This is a genomic window from Trujillonella endophytica (genome assembly GCF_900110555.1).
GTDB classification, from domain to species: Bacteria; Actinomycetota; Actinomycetes; order Mycobacteriales; family Geodermatophilaceae; genus Trujillonella; species Trujillonella endophytica.
The window spans coordinates 337,706-358,389 of the sequence record NZ_FOEE01000004.1 but is presented as its reverse complement, the minus strand read 5'-3'; the positions used below and the strand labels follow the sequence as shown (position 1 = coordinate 358,389).

Annotated in this window: 18 protein-coding genes and 1 tRNA gene; 11 read left to right on the top strand and 8 right to left on the bottom strand. The window is 74.8% G+C overall.

The genetic code is table 11. The features are described 5' to 3' along the window. Positions 1-5 precede the first annotated feature (5 nt). The gene (locus BMY88_RS09085; RefSeq protein ID WP_091942317.1) at positions 6-356 is read right to left on the bottom strand and encodes an FmdB family zinc ribbon protein; all 351 of its coding nucleotides are present in this window, start codon (positions 354-356) and stop codon (positions 6-8) included. Positions 357-564: 208 nt separating this feature from the next. Here BMY88_RS09085 and BMY88_RS09080 point away from each other — a divergent pair, with 208 nt between their 5' ends. Together BMY88_RS09080 and BMY88_RS09075 are read left to right on the top strand one after the other, a co-directional pair. Further along, positions 565-1,173, top strand: a complete 609-nt coding sequence (locus BMY88_RS09080; RefSeq protein WP_091942314.1) for a TetR/AcrR family transcriptional regulator — start codon at positions 565-567, stop codon at positions 1,171-1,173. A gap of 53 nt (positions 1,174-1,226) precedes the next feature. Further along, complete coding sequence (locus BMY88_RS09075; RefSeq protein WP_091942312.1) at positions 1,227-1,895, top strand: enoyl-CoA hydratase-related protein; 669 nt, start codon at positions 1,227-1,229, stop codon at positions 1,893-1,895. Between the two features lie 45 nt (positions 1,896-1,940). On the opposite strand, the gene BMY88_RS09070 is transcribed toward BMY88_RS09075, so the two are convergent. Next, the gene (locus BMY88_RS09070; RefSeq protein ID WP_091942310.1) at positions 1,941-3,530 is read right to left on the bottom strand and encodes a GMC family oxidoreductase; all 1,590 of its coding nucleotides are present in this window, start codon (positions 3,528-3,530) and stop codon (positions 1,941-1,943) included. Between the two features lie 116 nt (positions 3,531-3,646). On the opposite strand from BMY88_RS09070, the gene BMY88_RS09065 reads away from it, so the two are divergent. Continuing rightward, positions 3,647-4,147: a MarR family winged helix-turn-helix transcriptional regulator gene (locus tag BMY88_RS09065; protein ID WP_091942308.1), complete on the top strand. Its 501-nt coding sequence runs from the start codon at positions 3,647-3,649 to the stop codon at positions 4,145-4,147. A gap of 146 nt (positions 4,148-4,293) precedes the next feature. Here BMY88_RS09065 and BMY88_RS09060 read toward each other — a convergent pair whose 3' ends face one another. Further along, positions 4,294-5,811, bottom strand: coding sequence for a carboxyl transferase domain-containing protein (locus BMY88_RS09060; protein ID WP_091942307.1), 1,518 nt, complete (start codon positions 5,809-5,811; stop codon positions 4,294-4,296). Between the two features lie 54 nt (positions 5,812-5,865). After that, positions 5,866-6,456 (bottom strand): 5-formyltetrahydrofolate cyclo-ligase, encoded by a 591-nt coding sequence (locus BMY88_RS09055; protein ID WP_091942305.1) that lies wholly within the window; start codon positions 6,454-6,456, stop codon positions 5,866-5,868. 31 nt (positions 6,457-6,487) lie between these two features. Here BMY88_RS09055 and galU point away from each other — a divergent pair, with 31 nt between their 5' ends. The 6 genes from galU to BMY88_RS09025 all read left to right on the top strand — a co-directional run bounded on the left by galU (position 6,488) and on the right by BMY88_RS09025 (position 11,933). Then, positions 6,488-7,405 carry a UTP--glucose-1-phosphate uridylyltransferase GalU gene (gene galU, locus BMY88_RS09050; protein ID WP_091942303.1) on the top strand — a complete coding sequence of 306 codons (918 nt, stop codon included), beginning with the start codon at positions 6,488-6,490 and terminating at the stop codon, positions 7,403-7,405. Between the two features lie 35 nt (positions 7,406-7,440). Then, a complete protein-coding gene (gene glp, locus BMY88_RS09045) occupies positions 7,441-8,832 on the top strand; it encodes a molybdotransferase-like divisome protein Glp (RefSeq protein ID WP_091942301.1) in 1,392 nt (463 codons plus the stop codon). A gap of 19 nt (positions 8,833-8,851) precedes the next feature. Beyond that, complete coding sequence (locus BMY88_RS09040) at positions 8,852-9,475, top strand: GNAT family N-acetyltransferase (protein ID WP_244524552.1); 624 nt, start codon at positions 8,852-8,854, stop codon at positions 9,473-9,475. A 200-nt stretch (positions 9,476-9,675) separates the two neighbouring features. Then, on the top strand, positions 9,676-10,362 hold the full coding sequence (gene sepX, locus BMY88_RS09035; protein ID WP_091942299.1) for a divisome protein SepX/GlpR: 687 nt from the start codon (positions 9,676-9,678) through the stop codon (positions 10,360-10,362). An 81-nt stretch (positions 10,363-10,443) separates the two neighbouring features. Then, positions 10,444-10,517, top strand: a tRNA-Ala gene (locus tag BMY88_RS09030). A gap of 168 nt (positions 10,518-10,685) precedes the next feature. Further along, the gene (locus tag BMY88_RS09025) at positions 10,686-11,933 is read left to right on the top strand and encodes a 3-deoxy-7-phosphoheptulonate synthase (protein ID WP_091942297.1); all 1,248 of its coding nucleotides are present in this window, start codon (positions 10,686-10,688) and stop codon (positions 11,931-11,933) included. 3 nt (positions 11,934-11,936) lie between these two features. Here the strand turns inward: BMY88_RS09025 and BMY88_RS09020 are convergent, their stop codons facing one another. Next, positions 11,937-12,731 (bottom strand): enoyl-CoA hydratase/isomerase family protein, encoded by a 795-nt coding sequence (locus BMY88_RS09020; RefSeq protein WP_091942295.1) that lies wholly within the window; start codon positions 12,729-12,731, stop codon positions 11,937-11,939. 209 nt (positions 12,732-12,940) lie between these two features. Between BMY88_RS09020 and BMY88_RS09015 the strand changes: the two genes are divergently transcribed. Next, positions 12,941-15,748, top strand: a complete 2,808-nt coding sequence (locus BMY88_RS09015) for a PQQ-dependent sugar dehydrogenase (protein ID WP_091942293.1) — start codon at positions 12,941-12,943, stop codon at positions 15,746-15,748. 12 nt (positions 15,749-15,760) lie between these two features. Here BMY88_RS09015 and BMY88_RS09010 read toward each other — a convergent pair whose 3' ends face one another. Further along, positions 15,761-17,275, bottom strand: a complete 1,515-nt coding sequence (locus BMY88_RS09010) for a dolichyl-phosphate-mannose--protein mannosyltransferase (protein WP_091942291.1) — start codon at positions 17,273-17,275, stop codon at positions 15,761-15,763. Between the two features lie 137 nt (positions 17,276-17,412). Between BMY88_RS09010 and rsmI the strand changes: the two genes are divergently transcribed. Beyond that, positions 17,413-18,267 (top strand): 16S rRNA (cytidine(1402)-2'-O)-methyltransferase, encoded by an 855-nt coding sequence (gene rsmI, locus BMY88_RS09005; RefSeq protein ID WP_091942289.1) that lies wholly within the window; start codon positions 17,413-17,415, stop codon positions 18,265-18,267. 45 nt (positions 18,268-18,312) lie between these two features. Here rsmI and BMY88_RS09000 read toward each other — a convergent pair whose 3' ends face one another. Together BMY88_RS09000 and corA are read right to left on the bottom strand one after the other, a co-directional pair. Then, positions 18,313-19,251, bottom strand: a complete 939-nt coding sequence (locus BMY88_RS09000; RefSeq protein WP_091942286.1) for a DUF559 domain-containing protein — start codon at positions 19,249-19,251, stop codon at positions 18,313-18,315. Between the two features lie 208 nt (positions 19,252-19,459). Continuing rightward, a complete protein-coding gene (corA, locus tag BMY88_RS08995; RefSeq protein ID WP_244524551.1) occupies positions 19,460-20,572 on the bottom strand; it encodes a magnesium/cobalt transporter CorA in 1,113 nt (370 codons plus the stop codon). Positions 20,573-20,684: the final 112 nt, after the last annotated feature.

The window sequence follows — 20,684 nt, the reverse complement described above, 5'->3', positions numbered from 1 at the left end:
CCCGGTCAGCCGGCGCTGGCCGCCTTCGCGCCGCTGCCGGAGCCGCTGCCCGACGACGACGAGGAGGTCGTGCTCGCCGACTCCTTCTTCGCACCGCTGCCGTTGCCGCTACCGCTGTCCGAGCCGGACGCGGCCGGGGCGGACGACGCGGGCTTCTCGCTCGCCGTCGAGCTGCCGCGGCTGTCGGTGCGGTAGAAGCCCGAGCCCTTGAAGACGACGCCGACCGAGCCGTAGACCTTGCGCACCACGGCGCCGCACTCGGGGCACTCGGTGACGGGGGCGTCGGTGAAGGACTGCACGACCTCGAACTCGTGCTTGCCGTCGGGGTTGGTGCAGGCGTACTGGTAGGTCGGCACGGCGAGAGGCTCCTGGTCGGGCGGGGGTGGGGCGCGCCGGGGCTGGCACTCTCACCCGGCGACTGCCAATTGTGCGCCCTCGTCCGCCGTCCGTCCATCACCCGGCCGCGCCCGGCCGCTCCGTCGCGCGCGCCCGGCAGCACAGGCCGGTATTGGAGCGACTGCTCTACAGTCGTCCCGTCCACGCCGCCCGAGGGAGGAGTCGCCCGTGCCCCGGCCTCGCGTGCACGCCCCGGACACGGTCCTGGACGCCGCCGAGGAGCTGCTGGCCGAGCGCGGCCGCGGCCGGCTCACCGTCCGCGCGCTGGCCGAGCGGTCCGGCGTCTCCAACGGCAGCATCTACCACGCGTTCGGCTCCCTGGAGACGGTCGTCGGGTCCGCCTGGCTGCGTCGCGCCCGGCAGTTCCTCGGCCTGCAGCGCGCCGCCGTGGACGACGCGCTGGCCGCCGGCGACGTCCAGGGCGCGGTACAGGCCGCGGCCGACGCCCCTGCCCGGCTCGCCGCCGAGGACCTGCGCGCGGCGCAGCTGCTGGTGGCCGTCCGGCGCGACGAGCTGCTCACCGACGGCCTCGCACCTGAGGTGGCCGCGGACCTGCGGGCTCTCGACGCGCAGCTCCTGGACCTCCTGCGCCGCCTGGCCCGTGCGGCCTGGGACCGCGGTGACGCCGCGGCGGTCGAGGTGCTCACCCGGTGCGTCGTCCGGCTGCCCGCGGCGCTCCTGTTCGGCGAGATCCGCGCCGGCCGGGTCTCCCCGCACACCCGCGCGCAGCTCGCGGCGGCCGTCGGCGCCGTCCTCGACTGCGGTCCGCCGCCCTGACCGCCGCCGCCGTCCCCACAGCCCACCCACCCCGCGTACCGGAGAGGCCCGACATGCCCACGCTCGACCGCCACGACGACGTCGTCGTCCTCGACCTCGGCGACACCGAGAATCGCTTCCATCCCGACTGGCTGGCGTCGGTGGACGCCGCGCTGGACGAGGTCGAGCGCGCCGACGGGGCGCGCGCCCTCGTGACCACCGCCTCGGGGAAGTTCTTCTCCAACGGCCTGGACCTGGACTGGCTGTCGGCCCACCCCGACCGCGGTGACGAGTACGTGGACACCGTGCACGCGCTGCTGGCCCGGGTGCTGGCGCTGCCGATGGTGACCGTGGCCGCGCTCCAGGGGCACACCTTCGCGGCGGGGGCCATGCTCTCGCTCGCCCACGACCTGCGGGTCATGCGCGTGGACCGGGGGTTCTGGTGTCTCCCTGAGGCCGACATCGGCATCCCGTTCACCCCGGCCATGTCGGCGCTCATCCAGGCGCGGCTGGCCCCGCAGACCGCGCACGAGGCGATGGTGACCGCCCGGCGCTACGGCGGTGCGGAGGCCCGCTCGGCCGGCATCGTCGACTCCGCGGTTGCCGAGGACGCCGTCCGCGACACCGCGGTACAGCTCGCCGCCGCGCACGCCGGCAAGGCCGGCGACACGATCGCCGCGATCAAGGCGCGCATGTACGCGCCGGTACTGGAGCTGCTGCGAGACAGCGGCGGCCTCCGCTGATGACCGGCCGCCCGCCCCGCGTAGGCGGGACGGGCGGCCGGGAACTCAGTTGTCCTCGAGCACGAAGTCCGCGGCGCGCCAGGCCATGGCCATCATCGGGGCGTTGAGGTTGCCCGAGATCATGGCCGGGAAGATCGAGGTGTCGATGACCCGCAGGCCCTGGACGCCGCGCACCCGCAGCCGGCTGTCGACGACGTCGGTGTCGTTCGGGCCCATCGCGCAGGCGCCGGAGGCGTGGTAGCCCGGGCCGCCGTAGAGGAACCCGGAGTCCAGGATGTCCTCGTCGGTCTTCACGACCGCACCCGGCTGGATCTCCATGGCCACCTTGTCGGCGATGGGGGACTGCTGGATCACCTCGCGCATCCGGCGGAACATGCCCACCGAGACCTCCCGGTCGTGGTCGCTGGTCAGGTACCCGGGGTCCAGGCGCAGCGGCATATCGGGGTTGTCCGAGACGATGTGCGCCGAGCCCAGGCTGGTCGGCCGCAGCGCGAAGCCGAGCATGGAGAAGCCGGGGCGGTTCTCGACGGCGAACTTGGTGGGCGCCCAGCCCATCGTGAACGGCGTGACGAGCACCTGGGCGTCCGGCCGGGTCGCGCCCTCGGTGGCGCGGATGAAGGCGAGCATCTCGTAGGCCGGGGTGCCGATAGGCCCCTGGCGGTCGAGCAGGTACTTGGCCCCGGTGACGCCCTGGCGGACGACGTTCGCCAGCACCTTGTTGTACCCGATGTTGTCGGTGATCCGGACCTGCAGCGGGAAGCAGCGGTGCTCGCGCAGGCCCTCGCCGACCTGCGGGCTGTCGACCCGCACCTCGACGCCGGCCTCGCCCAGCACGGAGCTCGGGCCGATACCCGACAGCTGCAGCAGCTGCGGGGAACCCAGGTTGCCCGCCGAGAGGATGACCTCCTTGCGGGCCCGGAACTCGACGACTGCGCCGTCGGCGCGGGCGCTGACGCCCACGGCGCGGTCGCCCTCGAAGAGCACCTTCGTCACCTGCACGCCGCTGCGCACGGTGAGGTTCGGGCGCTTCTCCACCGGGTGCAGGAACGCCTTGGCCGCGCTCTGCCGCAGGCCGCGCTTGATGCTGCCCGGGGTGTAGCCGATGCGCTCCTCGTCGGAGGAGTTGATGTCGTCGGTGCGCTTGACGCCGGTCGCCCCGTAGGCGTCCATCAGCATCTCGCTGAGCTGCTCGGGCTTCGTGCGCACCGTGACGCCGAGGGGCCCGCCCTCGCCGCGCGTGGGCGAGGAGCCGAGGTTGTGGTCCTCCATCTGCTTGTAGACGGGGAGGATCTCGTCCCAGCCCCAGCCGGGGTTGCCCAGCTCGACGAGATTGTCGAAGTCGGCCTGCGACCCGCGGTTGTAGACCATCCCGTTCACCGAGCTGGAGCCGCCGATCATCTTGCCGCGGGTCCAGTACTCGGTCTGCCCGTGCGGCCCGAAGGGGACGGTGGGGTTGATCCACATCTTGTCGGGGCCGAGGAAGGCCAGGCCCTTGGGCACGTGCACCCAGGGGTTGCGGTCGCCGCCACCCGCCTCGATCAGCAGGACTGACGTCCCCGGGTCGGCGCTCAGCCGGTTGGCCAGGACACAGCCGGCGGATCCGGCTCCGACGATGACGTAGTCGTACCCACTCATGAACGGGACCTCTCTGCGGACGAACGAGAGTGTGAATGTTCCACAACCGTCGAAGTGCTGTGAAGGAGGGCGGAACGCCCGGGACCGCCGGTCGGACGCGGACGTACCGTCGGCCGGTGGCGACCCGGTGGCTGGACCCCGAGCAGCAGCGCGCCTGGCGCGCCTGGCTCAGCGTCAGCGAGCTGGTGCCGCGCGTCCTGGACGCCCAGTTGCAGCGCGACGCCGGCCTGAGCCACACGGCGTACGTCGTCCTCGCGATGCTCTCGGAGGCGCCGGGGCGGGCGCGGCGGATGAGCGACCTGGCCCGCCGGGCCAACCAGTCGCAGAGCCGGCTGTCGCACACGGTCGGCCGGCTCGAGGAGCGGGGCTGGGTGCGCCGGGAGCGGGCCTCCGAGGACGGCCGCGGCAACCTCGCCGTCCTCACCGACGCGGGCTGGGACCTCGTCCGCCAGGTCGCCCCCGGTCACGCCGAGGCCGTACGGGCGGCGATGTTCGACCCGATGACGCCGGAGCAGACCGGGGTGCTGGCGGACGCGCTGGAGCAGGTGCTCGAGCGCCTGGACCCCGACCACAGCCTGCGGGTCGAGCACGGCGCCGACGCCGCACCGCAGCGCTAGGCCGGGCCGCTCGGACACCGTCCTCCCTCATGGCGAGGCGTCCTCCCTCACCGCGCACCGTGAGGGAGGACGCGCGGGGATCAGGTCACCTGATCCCGGCGGCGCCGCCGTCCGGCACCGCCGCCGCCACCCGCCGCCACCCGCCGCTACCGGCCCAGGTGGCGGTAGCGGTGCAGGCGGCTGCGGAAGCGCTCGTTGTCGTCGCGACCCAGCAGGCCGGCCAGCTCCTCGCCGAGCACCCGGCCCAACCGCAGGCAGAACTCCTGCGGCTCGTCGGCGGCGTCGGGCCGCTCCGGCACCACCCGGTCGACGATGCCGGCCCGCCACAGGTCGGTCGCCCGCACGCCCTGGTTGCCGGCCATCTCGTCGGCCCGGTCCACTGTGCGGTGCACGATCACGCTCGCGCCCTCGGGGGGCAGCGGGCCCAGCCAGCCGTTGGCCGCCGACAGCACCCGGTCGGCCGGCACCAGCGCCAGCGCCCCGCCGCCGGTGCCCTGGCCCAGCAGGACGGCGATCGTCGGCGCCTTGAGCATCACCAGGTCCTGCAGGCAGCGGGCGATCTCCGCGGCCAGCCCGCCCTCCTCGGCCTCCTGCGACAGCGCCGCGCCCGGGGTGTCGATCAGCGTGACCAGCGGCAGCCGCAGCTCCGCGGCCAGCCGCATCCCCCGCCGGGCCTCGCGCAGCGCCGCCGGCCCCAGCGGTGCCGACGGCGACTGCCCCCGCCGGTCCTGGCCGAGCACCACGCACGGCGCGCCGCCGAACCGGGCGAGCGCGAGCAGCAGGCCGGGGTCCTTCTCCCCGGCGCCGGTGCCCGACAGGCCGACGACGTCGGTGGCTGCGGTCCGCAGCAGCCGGCGCACGCCCGGGCGGTCGGCGCGCCGGGACGCGGTGACGACGTCCCACGCGGACCGCCCGTCCTCGGGGTCGTCGGCGTCGGTGCCGTCCTCGGCGGTCGGCCGCTCGGCGTCGCGGACGTCGAGGTGCCAGGTCTGCCGGGCCGCGAGGACGCTCAGCGCGCGGTCGGCGACGTCGGCGATGTCCTCGTGGGGCACGACCGCGTCGATCAGCCCCCTCTCGGCCAGGTGCTCGGCGGTCTGCACGCCCTCGGGGAAGGGCTCGCCGTAGAGGGCCTCGTACACCCGCGGCCCGAGGAACCCGATCGAGGCCCCGGGCTCGGCGATCGTCACGTGGCCCAGCGACCCCCAGGAGGCCAGCACGCCGCCGAAGGTCGGGTGGCGCAGGTAGACCAGGTAGGGCAGCCCGGCCTCCTTGTGCCGGGCGATGGCCGCGGTGATGCCGATCATCTGCAGGAAGGCGACCGTGCCCTCCTGCATTCGCGTGCCGCCGGAGACAGGAGCGGCCAGCAGCGGCAGGCCCTCCTCGGTGGCCCGCTCCACCGCGGTGATCAGCCGCTCGGCGGCGGCCACCCCGATGGAGCCGGCGAGGAAGCCGAACTCCCCGGCGACGACGGCGACCCGGCGACCGCGCAGCAGCCCCTGGCCGGTGATGATCGACTCGTCCTGGCGGCTCTTCTCCGCGGCGCGGACCAGCTCGGCGGCGTACCCCGGGTCCACGTCGCGGACCGGGACGGGGGCGTCCCACGACTGCCACGACCCCGGGTCCAGGACCCGGTCGCGGAGCGTGCGGGCGTCGGTGCCACTCATGAGTACCTCTCGGTTCGGCCGGGCGGAACCGAAGTGTCTCCCGCGCCCGACCCCTCAGAGACCCGCGGGGAGGACCTGCCAGCCGCCGGTGGGCGTCACCACGACGCCCACCCGCCGGTCGTGCGGCTCGGCCGGCAGTTCGGCGACGAACTCGTCGTCGTAGACCACGGCGACCAGGAGCGCGCCCGGCCGGGCGTGCACCAGCGCCCGGTCGTAGAAGCCGCCGCCGCGGCCCAGCCGCACGCCCGAGCGGTCCACCGCCACCGCCGGCACCACGACGGCGTCCGCCGCGCCGATCGCCGTCGTCCCCAGCCGCGGGCCCAGCGGCTCCAGCAGGCCGAACCGGCCGGGGGCCAGCCGGCCGGTGTCGACCGCCCAGCGCAGCTCGGGGGAGCCGTCGCTGACGACCGGCAGCAGCACCCGGGCCCCGAGCTGGGTGAACGCGGCGGGCAGGCGACCGTGGCCCGGCTCGAACTCGTCCGGCGCGAAGGCCGCCATCGTCCGGACGCCGGCGAGGCCCCGCAGCAGGGCCGAGGTGACCGCGGCGGCCGCGGTCGCGCGCTCCGCCGCCGATCGCGCCCGGCGCTGTTCCCGCAGGCGCGACCGCAGGTCGGCCTTGGCCGCACCCACCTCGTCGGGGGTCACCGGCGAAGGCTAGCTGGATACGCTGCTCCGCATGTCCAGCCCGAGCACGCGCGGTACGCGCAAGGCCGTCATCCCCGTCGCCGGGATGGGCACCCGGTTCCTGCCCGCCACCAAGGCCGTGCCCAAGGAGCTGCTGCCGGTCGTGGACCGGCCCGCCCTGCAGTACATCGTCGAGGAGGCCGCTCGCGCCGGCCTGGGCGAGGTACTCATGGTCACCGGCCGCAACAAGGCCGCCATCGAGGACTTCTTCGACCGCGTGCCGGAGCTCGAGACCGCCCTCGAGAAGAAGGGTGACCAGGGCAGGCTGGCCGCCGTCGCGGAGTCCACCGACGTCGCCCAGGTGCACTTCGTCCGCCAGGGCGAGGCCCGCGGCCTCGGGCACGCCGTCCTCCAGGCCGCCGCGTTCGTCGGCGACGAGCCGTTCGCCGTCCTGCTCGGCGACGACCTGATCGACGCCCGCGACCACCTGCTGGAGCAGATGCTCGCGGTGCAGGCCGAGCGCGGCGGCTGCGTCGTGGCCCTGCTGGACGTGGGCCGGGAGAACATCGACAAGTACGGCGCCGTCGCCATCAAGGAGCAGGCGCAGCAGGGCGTCGTCACCATCACCGGGCTGGTCGAGAAGCCGCCGGTGGACGAGGCGCCGAGCAGCCTGGCGATCATCGGCCGCTACGTGCTGGCGCCGGAGATCTTCGGCGTGCTGCGCGAGACCGCCCCCGGCCGCGGCGGGGAGATCCAGCTGACCGATGCGCTGGCGACCCTGGTGGAGCGCGGCGAACCGGTGCACGGCGTGGTCTTCGACGGGCGCCGCTACGACACCGGCGACAAGCTGGACTACCTCAAGGCGGTCGTCCGGCTGGCCGTCGAGCGCGAGGACCTGGGCCCGCCGCTGCGTGCCTGGCTGACCGAGTTCGTGGCAGAGCTGCCGCCCGAGGGCGCGTCGCAGGCCTGACCTCGGCCCCTCAGGGGGGAGCATCGAGAGTCGTGATGGGTGTGGACGACGACAGCGCCGGGGCGACCGTGCGGGAGCACCGGGACACCACCGCGCTCGACCTGCGCTCGGGGACCTCGGTGCCGGCCGGGGGCGGGGTGCAGCACACCGCCCAGATCGACGCCTCGGCGGTCCCGCCGCCCCCCGCCGCGCACGAGTCGACGCTGCCGCGCACCGTCGAGCAGCACCTGGACGAGATCCTCGCCGCGGTGCCCCAGCCCGACCCGATCGAGCTCGCCGTCCTCGACGCGCAGGGCCTGCTCTGCGCCGAGGAGGTCGTGAGCAAGCGGGCGCTGCCGGCCTACGACCAGTCCGCGCTCGACGGCTACGCCGCCCGGTCCGACGACGTGGCCGCGGCGACCCTGGAGGCGCCGGTGCGGCTCGCGGTCGTGGGGGAGACCGCCGCCGGGGCGGCCGGCCCGTCGTCCATCGGCCCCGGCCTGGCGCAGAAGGTGGCCGCCGGCGCGCTGCTGCCCGGCGGCGCCGACGTCGTCGTCCCGGCCGTGTGGACCGACCGGGGCGTGGTCACGGTGACCGTGCACGCCGCGGTGGGGCCGGGGGACTACGTGCGCCGGGCCGGGGACGACGTCGCCGCAGGAACCCCCGCGGTCGCGGTCGGCACACCGATCGGGCCGGCGCAGATCAGCCTGCTGGCCGCCGTCGGCCGCGAGCGGGTGCTGGTGCGGCCGCGGCCGCGGGTCGGCATCCTCTCCGGCGGCGGCGAGCTCGTCGACATCGCCAGCGACCCGGCGCCCGGCCAGGCCGTCGACGTCAACAGCTACGCGCTGGCCGCGGCCGCCCGCGACGCCGGGGCCGACGCCTACCGGTCGGGCATCGTGCCGGCCGACGCGCGCCGGCTGTCGGAGGTGCTGGAGAGCCAGACGCTGCGCAGCGACCTGATCCTCATCTCGGGCACGTTCGCCGACGAGGGCGACATGGTCCGCGAGGCCCTGGCCGGCCTGGGCGACGTCCGGTTCCGTCCCGTGACGATGTACCCCGGGACCGTGCAGGCGTTCGGCCGGATCGGCCACAACCAGGTTCCGGTCATCGTCGTCCCCGGCGAGCCGGTGGCGGCGCTGGTCGCGTTCGAGGTGTTCGTCCGCCCGGCGATCCGGCTGATGCTGGGCAAGCGGCAGCTGTTCCGCCGCACCGTGCAGGCGATCGCCGCGCAGCCGGTCTACTCGCCGCTGGGATACCGCCAGTACCTGCACGGCCAGGTCATGCGCCACCCCGACGGCGGGTACGTGGTCGAGCCGCTGGGCGACGGCGACGAGGCCATGCTCGCCCGCATGGCGCGCGCCAACTGCCTGATCGTCGTGGACGAGGACGTCACCGAGGTCTCGGCCGGCGGGCTGGTCACCGTCATGCCCCTGCTGCTCGGCGGCTGACGGTGCGCGCGAGCCTGCGGTGCTGAGCGATCCGGCGCTCCGGCCCGGCTGGCCGGCCACGCTGCGCTGGGGGCCGGTCGAGCTGCACCCGCTGCGGCGCGCCGACGCCGCGGAGTGGAGCCGGGTGCGGCTGGCCAACGAGGAGTGGCTGACGCGCTGGGAGCCCAGCTCCGCTCAGTCGTGGGCGCAGCGGCACACGCCGACGGCCTACCGGGCCGTCCGGCGGCGCGTGCTGCAGCGGGCCCGGATCGGCCTCTGCCTGCCGTTCGTGATCCGCGTGGACGGGCGGCTGGCCGGTCAGGTGACCCTCGACAACGTCGTCCGGGGGGCGCTGCGCTCGGGCAACGTCGGCTACTGGGTGGACAGCGCCGTCGCCGGCCGCGGCATGGCCTCGCTGGCGGTGGCGCTCGTGTGCGACCACGCCTTCGGTCCGGTGGGGCTGCACCGCATCCAGGCCGACATCCGCCCGGAGAACGGCCCCAGCCAGCGGCTGGTGGAGCGCCTCGGGTTCCGGCGCGAGGGCCTGTTCCGCCGCTATCTGGACATCGACGGGGACTGGCGCGACCACTACACGTACGCCCTGCTGGCCGAGGACCTCCCCGGCGGCGTGCTCGGTCGCCGGCTCGCGCGGGGCGACGGTTGAGGCGCGCCCGCGGTGGGTATCGGGGGTCGCCGCCTAGCACGGAACCGACCGGTCCTCCCGGGTCGCCGTGTCGACACGCCGCTCCGGCGGCACTCCCGTCACACAACACTCCGGCGACACACCGCGCGCCTCCCGCGGATGCGCGTCCGACCTGCATAACCTGCCGCGGCAAGTGACTCGTGTGACGGGTGGTGTTCTCCATGGGATCAGGTGTGCTGCTGGCCGCTCTGGTCGTCCTCTGGTTCGTCGTTCTGGTGCCGATGGTGGTCACCCGGGGCGACGAGCGGAGCCGACCGATGGCAAGTGACTCCGGCCGTACTCTGCAGCGCCGGCGGGTGATCGACCCGGTGGTGCATGCCTCCACCGAGCGGGTCGAGATCGACCGCGGTGCGCTGCTCGAGACGGGGGAGCTGCGCGTCGACGTGCACGCCGTCCGGCGGCGCACGCTCGCCGGGCTCGTCGCCCTGACGGTGCTCGCCCTGGTGGGCGCGGTCGTCGTGGCGCCGTGGATCTGGGCGGTGCAGGTTCTGCTCGACGTCGCGGTGGTGGCCTACCTCGCGGTGCTGCGCGCCGCGGCCCGGCGCGAGCAGGCCGCGGCCCGGCGTGCCGCCCGGATCGCCGCGCGGCGCGCCGCCCGCCCGGTCCCGGCCGCGGTCGAGGAGGAGCACCTCGAGGTCGCCGTCGAGCCGGCGCACCACACCGTCGGCCTGCGCCACCCCAGCCTCCCGCTGGCGCCCGTGCACCCGCTGCGCCCGGGCCGCGTGGTCGGCGGCCGCACCGGGGCGCCGGCCGGCTGGCAGAACAGCGCCGTCGTCGGCCTGGACGACGACGACATCGGATTCGCCGACATCGACGAGTACCAACCGCGTCGCGTCGCGAACGGCTGAGCGGCACCACCCGCGACACACCCGGCGCCGCCACCCCGTGGCGGCGCCGGGCACGGCGGCCGGTACTCTTGGCTCCCGTCAGGGGCTGTGGCGCAGTCCGGTAGCGCACCTCGTTCGCATCGAGGGGGTCAGGGGTTCGAATCCCCTCAGCTCCACCCGCTGACACTCAGGGCGTCCTCCACGCGGAGGGCGCCCTGAGCCGTTCCCGGGCCCGAGGTGGCGCCGTCCGGCCGCACGCCGGCGTCGCGCGATCTCGTACCGTCGCAGGGGAGGCGCCGCCCCGTCCGGGGGGCGCCTCCCGCACCACGACGAGAGGACGGCGCATGCCGCACCAGGACCAGGGCGCCGAGGTGCCGGCCGGCCGGCTGCTGGCCGAGGCGGCGCGCATCGCCGAGCACCTGCTGGCCGTGCAGCAGCGGGTCAACGACCAGGTCGACCTGCTGCAGGCGAGCCTCATGCCCGACGTCCGGCGCCGGCTGGGCCTCGCGGACGCCGACCCGGTCGACGTCGCCGACCTGGTGAACAGCCGGATCGCGGGGCTGAGCGTCGTCGTCACCCCCGAGGCCGTGGCCACCGTGCTGCCGCTGACGGCCGCCTCCGCCGCCACGACGCGGGCCGGGCGCCGCGCGGTGGCCGGGATCGTCGCCGGTGCCGATCCCCGGCTCGCCGTCGTCGTCGGGCCCTGCTCGATCCACGACCCGGCCGCCGCGCTGGAGTACGCGGAGTTCGTCGCCCGGATGCGGGCGCGGCACGGCGCGGACCTCGAGATCCTCATGCGGACCTACACCGAGAAGCCCCGCACGGAGGTGGACTGGAAGGGGTTCGCCTACGACCCCTATCTGGACGGCTCCAACCGGATCAGCGTCGGACTGGTCGCGACCCGGATGCTCATGGGCCGGATCACCGCCCTGGGCGTCCCCGTGGCCGCCGAGCCGCTGAACGCGCTCACGCCGCAGTACGTGGACGGGCTGGTCACCTACAACGGCGTCGGCGCCCGCAACGTCACCGACCAGACCGCCCGCGAGCGGGTGTCGGGCTTCTCCTCCGTCATCGGGTTCAAGAACTCGCCCGAGGGCAGCATCGAGGTCGCCGTCCAGGCCGTGGTGGCGGCCCGCGCGCCGCACGAGTTCCTGGGCGTGGACCGGCACGGCATGACCGCCCAGCTGTCGACGACGGGCAACGAGACCGGCCACGTCATCCTCCGCGGCGACAAGACCGGCCCCAACCACTCGGCCGCGCACGTCGCGTCCACCCGGGCGGCGCTGCGGGGGCGCGGTCTGCCCGAGGTGCTCGTCGTCGACGCGTCGCACGGCAACAGCCGCAAGGACTCCGGGCGGCAGGTCGAGGTGGTGCACGACCTGGCCGGGCAGATCGCCGGAGGCGAGACCGCCATCCGCGGCGTGATGCTGGAGAGCAACCTCGTCGCCGGGCGTCAGGACCTCGACCAGCGCGATCCGGGGGCGCTCGAGTACGGCAAGAGCATCACCGACGCGTGCGTCGACCCCGCCACGACCGAGGCGGTGCTGGCGGAGCTGGCCGCAGCGGCCCGGACGCGCCGGGCGGCCGGCTGACCGTCAGCGGGCGTCGCGGAAGTCCGGGCTGCGCTTCTCGACGAACGCCCGGATGCCCTCGCGCCCCTCGGGGTCGCCCGCCGACTCGGCGATGAGCCGGGCCTCCTCGTCGAGCTGCTGCTCCAGGGTGGTGATCGCCGCCTGCCGGACCAGCGAGCGGGTGCGCACCATCGCGCGCACCGGACCGGCCGCCACGGCGTGCGCGAGGGTGATCGCGGCGTCGTGCACCTCCTCGTCCTCGACCAGGCGGGCGACCAGGCCGGCGGCGTGGGCCTCCGCGGCCGTCAGGGAGCCGTTGGTGAGGCACAGGTCGAGCGTCCGCGGGGCGCCGAGGGCCCGGGTCAGGGCCCAGGAGGTGCCGCCGTCCGGCGAGAGGCCGATGGCCCCGTAGGCCGGCCGGATCTTCGTCGAGCGGGCGCACAGCACGATGTCGCAGGCGCCGATCAGACCGACCGCGGCGCCGGCCACCGCGCCCTGGACGCCGGCCACCACGGGCACCGGCGAGTAGAGCGCCGCACGCACCACCCCGTGCCACTCCTCGGCGAGCTGCCCCACCACCCGGGAGGGGTCGTCGGCCGCGGCGAACAGCCGCACGTCGCCGCCCACGCTGAACCGCGGCCCGTTCGCCAGCAGCAGCACTGTCCGCGCGGGGTCGGGGCGCGCGCGGAACCCGGCGGCGAGCTCGGCGGCCAGCTGCGGGTCGATGGCGTTGCCCGTCTCCGGACGATCCAGCGTGATCCGCCAGACGTCGCCGTCCAGCTCGGTCAGCACGGCGGGCCGGGCAGCAGCGCTGGTCATCGTCGTCCCCTCGTCGGCTCCTCCGGGCCACCGTAGGGGACGACCGCACCGGCGAGGGGCGATGCGCGTCGATTTCCTCACTGACTGTGACGACGAGGGTCCTCCCGCGGAGCGCAGCGCCGATGTCGGCGCCCCCGGGCGGCCGGATCCGGGGAGACGGCGGCGTTCGGGTGGGCAGGTCGGTCGACAGGCGATCACACTCCGTGACCATGGAGACGCGACGTGCGGGCCCGGCCGTCGTCCGGCTCGCGCTGCGCTGGGGTCTCGTCCTCGCCCTCGTCGCGGGGGTCCTCGCGGTGCTCCCGGCGAGGACGGCGTCGGCCGCGCCGTACCTGCCCGCCGGGTTCGTCGTCCGCGACCTGCCCAGCGGCCAGAGCGAGGTCCTCACCGACGTCGAGTTCCTGCCCGACGGCAGCTACCTCACGACGGGCAAGAACGGCCGCGTCGCCTGGGTCTCGGCCGCCGGGGCACCCCGGACGCTGGCCACCCTCGCCGTCGTCACGACCTCCGACCTGGGGCTGACCGGCATCGCGGTCGCCGCGGACTACCCGACGTCCCAGCGGGTCTACACGGCCCGCACGCTGAACGTGAACGGCCTCTGGACGACGCGGCTGAGCTCGTGGACGGTGACCGGCTCCCCGGAGCCCACCGGGCTCGCCGCCGAGCGCGTGATCTTCGAGCTGCGGCAGGACGCCGACGTCCACGCGCTCACCGACATCGTCGTCGCGGCCGACGGCACGCTGTGGGTGACCGTCGGCGACGCCGCGGACTTCCGCGTGGTCGACCCGCTGGCGCTGCGCGCGCTGGACGTCGACCAGGGCTACGGGAAGGTGCTGCACGTCCTGCCCGACGGCCGCGGTGTCCCCGGCAACCCGTACTACGACGCGGCCGCCCCGCAGTCGTGGCGGAGCCGGGTGTACGCCAGCGGGTTCCGCAGCCCGTTCCGGATGAGCCTGGACCCGACCTCGGGCGCGCCGGTCGTCGGCGACGTCGGCTGGAACACCTGGGAGGAGGTCGACCTCGTCCGGCCCGGCGCCAACTACGGCTGGCCGTGCTGGGAGGGCGCCACCACGACCGGGGGCTACCGCGACCTGCCCGGCTGCGCGGGCGTGACCAACGCCGCCCCGCTGTACACCTACGTGCACGGGCCGATGGGCACCAGCGTCACCGGCGGCATCGTCTACACGGGGTCGTCCTACCCGGAGGCTTACCGGGGCGCCTACTTCTTCGGCGACTACGCGTCGGGGCGGATCTACACGCTGCGCTACGACGCCCAGGGCCGGGTGACCCGGGAGCCCGAGGCCGCCGGCTTCGGCGGCGAGAACGGGCTGCCAGCGGCGTTCGCCACGGCCGCCAACGGCGACATCGTCTACGCCGACATCGGCGGCAGCGTGCTCAGGCGCCTGGTCTACGTCCCGGGCAACCGGCCGCCCACGGCGGATGCCACGTTCACGACGGACGCCGCCACCCGGACGGTCTCCTTCGACGCGAGTCGCTCCACCGACCTCGACGGCGACGCCCTGACCTACCGGTGGGACTTCGGGGACGGCACCACCGGCACCGGGGTGCGGGTGAGCAGGACCTACCCCGCGACGGCGCCGGCGACGACGACGGTGCGGCTGACCGTGACCGACGCCCTGGGGGCCACCGGCACGAAGGACTTCACGGTCGCGCCGGCGGCGGCCGCACCGACCCTCGTGCTCACCGCGCCGGCGCCCACGACCACCTTCGCGGTGGGCAACCGCGTCCAGGCCCGGGCCACCGCGAGGGACTCCGCCGGCGCGCCGCTGACCGTCACCTGGCGGATCCTCGTCGTGCACTGCAGCGCCGACTACTGCCACGACCACCCGGGCGAGACCTTCCCCGGGGAGGTCTTCGACCGGCCCTTCGACGACCACGGCGACCAGACCAGCCTGTCCGTCGTCGCCTCGGCGACCGATGCCCGCGGCGTCCGGACCGAGGCGAGCTTCGTCGCCCGGCCGCGGCTGCGCACCCTCACGCTCACGGCCTCCGTCCCGGCCGCCATGACCGTCAACGGGGTGGCGCGATCGACCGCGCAGGTCACCGCCGGCGCCCGGGTCTCGATCGCCGCCGCTGCGGTGGCCAGCGACGACGTCGCCACGTTCGAGCGGTGGAACGACGGCGCCCCCCGGCAGCGCGACCTCGTGATGCCCGACGGCGACCTCACGCTGGCCTCGACCTACCTGACGCCCATCGACCGGCGGTACGCGGCCGAGCCGGCGCTGCGCACCCTCCTGGGCGAACCGACGGCCGTGGAGTCCGGCGACGCCGCCGTGCGGTACCGCATCCACCAGTTCGGGCGCCTGTACTGGTCACCGGCCGCCGGGGTGCGCGAGGTGCACGGCGCCATCCTGATGACCTACCTCGCCATCGGCGGCCACGTCGTCCTGGGCGAGCCGGTCACCGACGAGACGACGACGCCCGACGGCCGCGGCCGGTACAACCACTTCCGGCTCAACACCTCGTCGGTCTACTGGACGCCGGAGACCGGCGCGCACGCGGTGTACGGCGAGATCCGCGGGCTGTGGGCGGCGCTGGGCTGGGAGCTCGGCCCGCACGGCTACCCGAGGACCTCGGAGCTGACCACGCCCAACGGCCGCGGGCGGTACAACGACTTCCAGAACGGCGGCATCTACTGGCGGCCCGGCTTCGGCCCGCGCAGCGTGTACGGCGCCATCTACCAGGCCTGGGCGCGGATGGGCTGGGAGGGCGGGCTGCTGGCCTTCCCGCTGACCGACGAGACGTCGACGCCGGACCGGATCGGCCGCTTCAACCACTTCGAGGGCGGCTCGATCTACTGGACGCCGCGGACCGGCGCCCACGCCGTCTACGGGGCGATCCTCGCCCGCTGGCGGGGCCTGGGATGGGAGCTGTCCTACCTGGGCTACCCGATCAGCGGCGAGTACTCGATCCCCGGCGGACGGCGGTCGGACTTCGAGCGCGGCTACATCACCTGGGACGCGCGCACCGGTCAGGTGATCGACCGCAGGTACTGAGCGGGGCCAGGCTCAGAACCAGGAGGGGAACCACATCCGCGCCAGCCACTCCTCGTGCGACAGCGGCTGCCCGGTGAGCACGGGGTGGAAGAAGACGAAGGTGGCCGCGACGATGCCCACGTACAGGCTGACCGCCGCCAGCCCGGCCTGGCGGCGGGTGGCCGACGCGGTGGCCGGGCCGAGCGCGTCCTGCAGCACGAGCACCACGGCGAGCACGAAGAACGGCACGACCGGCGCCATGTAGAAGACGAACATGGTGCGGTCGGCGTCGAGGAACCACGTGCCCCAGCCGGCGGCGATCACCACCGCGAGCAGGATCGCCGCCGGGTCGCGCCGGGCGGCGACGCGCCAGGCCAGCCAGAGCAGCGCGGGGACGAAGGCGAACCAGAGCGTCGGCGTCCCCACCATGAGGATGTAGCGGACCACCTGGTCGCCGCCGGAGTCGGTCAGCCCCTGCGGGTTCCACAGCAGGATCGGCCGGCCGTTGACCAGCCACGTCCACGGGCCCGACTCCCAGGGGTGCGGCGAGGAGAGGCCGGTGTGGAAGTCCAGCCACTCCGCGTGCTGGTGCCACAGCGAGCGCACGGCGTCGGGGATCCACGGGAAGGCGGTGTCGGGGTTCTGCTGGGCCCACGCCTTGCCCTGCGAGGTCTCGCCGAGGAACCAGCCGGTGAAGCTCGCGACGTAGGTCAGCACCGGCACGGCGGCCAGCGCCCACGCCGCCCCCGGCAGGCCCCTGCGCAGCGCGACGAGGGTCGGCCGCGGAACGCCGGCGTCCCGCCAGGCGGCGCGGTCCCAGAACAGCGACAGGACGGCGGCGAAGGCCAGGAACCACACGCCGCTCCACTTGACCGAGCACGCGCAGCCGAAGAGGAACCCCGCGGCGAGCCGCCAGCCGCGCGGGCCCAGGGGGAAGCCGGCGCGGGGCACCTCGCCGAGCGCCCGCACGCGGGCGCGCACCCGGTCGCGGTCGACGACCAGGCAGGCGACCGCGGAGAGCACGAAGACCTGCAGGAAGACGTCGAGCAGGCCGATCCGCGACAGGGTGAAGGAGAACCCGTCCAGCGCCAGCAGCAGGCCGGCGACCAGGCCCAGCAGCGTCGAGCCGGTCAGCCGGCGGCCCAGCCGGACGAGGACGACGACGGCGATCGTGCCCGCGACCGCCGACGGGACGCGCCAGCCGAAGGAGTCGTAGCCGAAGGCCTTGATCCCGAGCGCGATCAGCCACTTCCCCAGCGGCGGGTGGACGATGAAAGTGTAGCCGCGGTTGTACTCGTGCCCCCAGGTCAGCAGCTCCTGGCCCTCGGGGGGGTAGTACGCCTCGTCGAAGAGCAGGTCGCGCGGGTAGCTGATGTCCCAGATCCGGCTGACGAACGTGGCCACGCCCAGGACCGCCGTGAGCACCCAGGCCAGCCGGTTGTCGCCGGGCAGCGGCGGGATGCGGTCGAGCCGGCGGAGCGGGAGGCGCCGCCTCGGCGGGCGCGGTGCCGGCTGCTGCTCCGCGCGTTCGGGAGCCAGGACCGCCATGGGGCACAGGGTAGTGACCGGCCGGCCCGTCCCCGCCGCACTCGCGGGCCCGTGCCGGGCCCGCTGGGGGAGGGCCCGGGGCGGCCGGCCGCTGGGTCCGGGGCGGCCGGCCGTCGAGCCGTGACAGGCTCGGCGCCGTGACGGGACGGCTGGTGCTCGGTGGGGCGCCGCTCGGGCAGCCCGGCGACGTCGGCCCGCGGCTGCGCGAGGTGCTGGCCTCGGCCGACGTCCTCGCCGTGGAGGACACCCGCCGCCTGCACCGCCTGGCCGCCGACCTGGGGGTGACGTTCACCGGCCGGGTCGTGACCTTCCACGAGTCGGTCGAGCTCGCCCGGCTGCCCGGGCTGCTGGACGCCCTCGCCGGCGGGGCGACGGTGCTGCTGCTCACCGACGCGGGCATGCCGTCGGTGTCCGACCCCGGGTACACGCTGGTCCGGGCTGCGATCGACGCCGGCGTGCCGGTCACCTCCGTGCCCGGCCCGTCGGCGGTGACGACCGCGCTCGCGGTCAGCGGCCTGCCGGTCGACCGGTTCTGCTTCGAGGGGTTCCTGCCGCGCAAGGGCGGGGAGCGGCGCTCGGCGCTGGCGGCGCTGGCGGGGGAGCGGCGCACGATGGTCTTCTTCGAGTCCCCGCACCGGCTGGCCGACGCGCTGACCGACGCGGCCGCGGCCCTCGGTGCGGACCGGCCCGCCGCCGTCTGCCGGGAGCTCACCAAGACCTACGAGGAGATCCGGCGCGGCTCGCTGGCGGAGCTCGCCGCGTGGGCCGCCGAGGGGGTGCGCGGGGAGATCACGCTGGTGGTCGGCGGAGCGCCCGAGGTGGCGGTGGAGCGGACGCCCGCGGAGCTCGCCGCGGAGGTCGCCGCCGAGGAGGCCGCGGGTGCCACGCGCAAGGACGCGATCCGCGCCGTCGTCGTCCGTACCGGGCTGCCGCGGCGCACGGTCTACGACGCCGTCGTCGCCGCGAAGGGCGGCTCGACGTCCGAGGCATAGGAGGCTTTCCCTGCGTCCTGGCCACGCAGACGTGGGGAAAGCCTCCTATGCCTGGGCGCTGCTCCCGACTCGCAGCTGGGCGGCGCGCGCGGCGTACACCTCCAGGACGCGACGACGCACGCCCTCCGGGTCGCGCAGGACGTCCGCGTAGGTGAACCGGAGCACGACCCACCCCATCGCGGCGAGCGCGGTGTCCCGTGCTAGGTCACGGCGGCGGTCCTCGGGTGACGTGTGGTGCTTGGCCCCATCCAGCTCGACCGCCAGCTTGACCTCCGGCCAGGCGCGGTCGAGGCGCACCCGGCCCTGAGGAAGATCCAGCCGGTACTGCCCGACGCCCTTCGGCAGTGAGCGGTGCCGGAAGACGTTCAGGACGCCGTGCGCCTCGAGTTCGCTCTGGCAGCCGTCCTCGACCAGGTCGATGGCCTCGGCCAGCGCGCGGTGACCGCCCACGTTGGGTCGCTCCGCTAGTGCTCGCCTGAGGGGCTCCGGTGCGACGACGCGCTGGCGCGCCGCATCGAGGAGGAGGGGTCGCCGGTCGGGCACCGGGAGGAGCGGCCAGGCGTCGACGAGGCTGCGGGGGAGTGTCGTCACCCGCAGCCCGTTCCGTTCGACGCACTGAGGAGCCTCCGGTCGGAAGCCGATCCGACGATGGACGACGAGATCGACGGACCCAGCTCTCCGCACGGACTGGTCGACCGTCAGGTGTAGGGGGCGCTCGAGGGGGACCAGGCCCCACACGGACAGCGCCGTCGTGTGGCTGAGCGCCGCGACCGGTCCGGTGTGGCGGAGCGCGGCCCGGAGGAGGAGGTCGTCGGATACCGCGGTGCCGGCCCGGACGTAGACGTGCGGGAAGACGCGGATGAGGGTCCGGCGGCCCACATGCCCGTCCAGCACCGTCTCGGGGACGCGGGCCAGCAAGTCGCGGCGGGTCGCCAGCCCGCCGTGCTGCGCCAGGACGGCGCTGATGAGGTCACTCCACTGCATCGCTGGAAGGTGCGGGGTCCAGCAGCCCTCAGCGGTGGGCGTTGGCGACCTGTGGAAACCGGCCGCGGTGTGGATGACCGCGCGATCCGCCGCGGACGGTCGAGGCATAGGAAGCAAACCCCACGTCTCGGCGGCGAAGACGTGGGGAAAGCTTCCTATGCCTCGGTCGAGCGGCGAGCGGGCGGCGCGTGAGCCGCGGAAGGCCGTGTTACAGCCAGCCGTTGCGCTTGAAGCCCCGGTACAGCAACGCGCAGGACAGCAGGATCACCAGGAGCACCAGCGGGTAGCCGTAGCGCCACTCGAGCTCCGGCATGAACTCGAAGTTCATCCCGTAGATCCCGGCGATCGCGGTGGGGACGGCGATGATGCCCGCCCATGCCGAGATCTTGCGCATGTCCTCGTTGTCGGTCATCTGCGTGCGGGCCAGCGACGCCTGCAGGATCGACGACAGCAGCTCGTCGAGGCCGGTGACCCCGTCGCGGACCCGGATGGCGTGATCGAGCACGTCGCGGAAGTAGGAGCGCATCGCCTCGGGGACGACGTCGATCTGGCGCTCCGACAGCTTCTGCAGCGGGACCTCCAGCGGCGCGACCGCCCGGCGCAGCGCCATCAGCTCCCGCTTCAGCTGGTAGAGCCGGCCGATGTCGTCGGTGCGCTCGGAGCTGAAGACCGACGCCTCCAGCTCGTCGACGTCGTCCTGCACGGCGTCGGCCACCTCGACGAAGGTGTCGACGACGAGGTCGGCCACCGCGTACAGCACCGCCGCCGGGCCGAGGCACAACAGCTCCCGCTCCTGCTCCAGGCGGCGGCGGAGGTCGGTCAGGTCGCTGTGCTTGCCGTGCCGCACCGTGATCACGTAGTTCGCGCCGACGAAGACCATCACCTCGCCGGTGTCGACCACCTCGCTGGTCGCCGTCAGCCGGTCGTGCTCCACGTACGTGGCCGTCTTGAGCACCATGAACAGGTCGTCGTCGTAGTGCTCCAGCTTCGGCCGCTGGTGGGCGAACACGGCGTCCTCCACCGCCAGCGGGTGCAGCCCGTAGCGGGCGGCGATGGACTCCAGCTCGCCCTGGCTCGGCTCGTACAGCCCCAGCCACACGAACCCGCCCCGCTCGACGGCGGTCGGCAGCGCCATCCCGGGTTCCACCGGGGCCTGCCGGCGACCGTCGACGTAGACGGCGCAGTCGACGACGGCGTGCTGCCCCGGGGGGCGGCTCGGGACGGACCGGGGGGCGCCGGCGGGGCGGGGCCGGTTGGTGGGGACGGCGGGCCGCGGCTGGGGGCCGTCCGGCGTGTCGCGGGACGGGTCGGTCGCGGTCACGGCACGCCTCTCCGCTCGTCGATCAGGGAGGGTCAGCGTAGGCATGCGGGCCGGGCGCGCCCGTGCGACGCTGCCGGGCAACCAGCAGGTCGGGCACCGCGAGCCGGGAGGG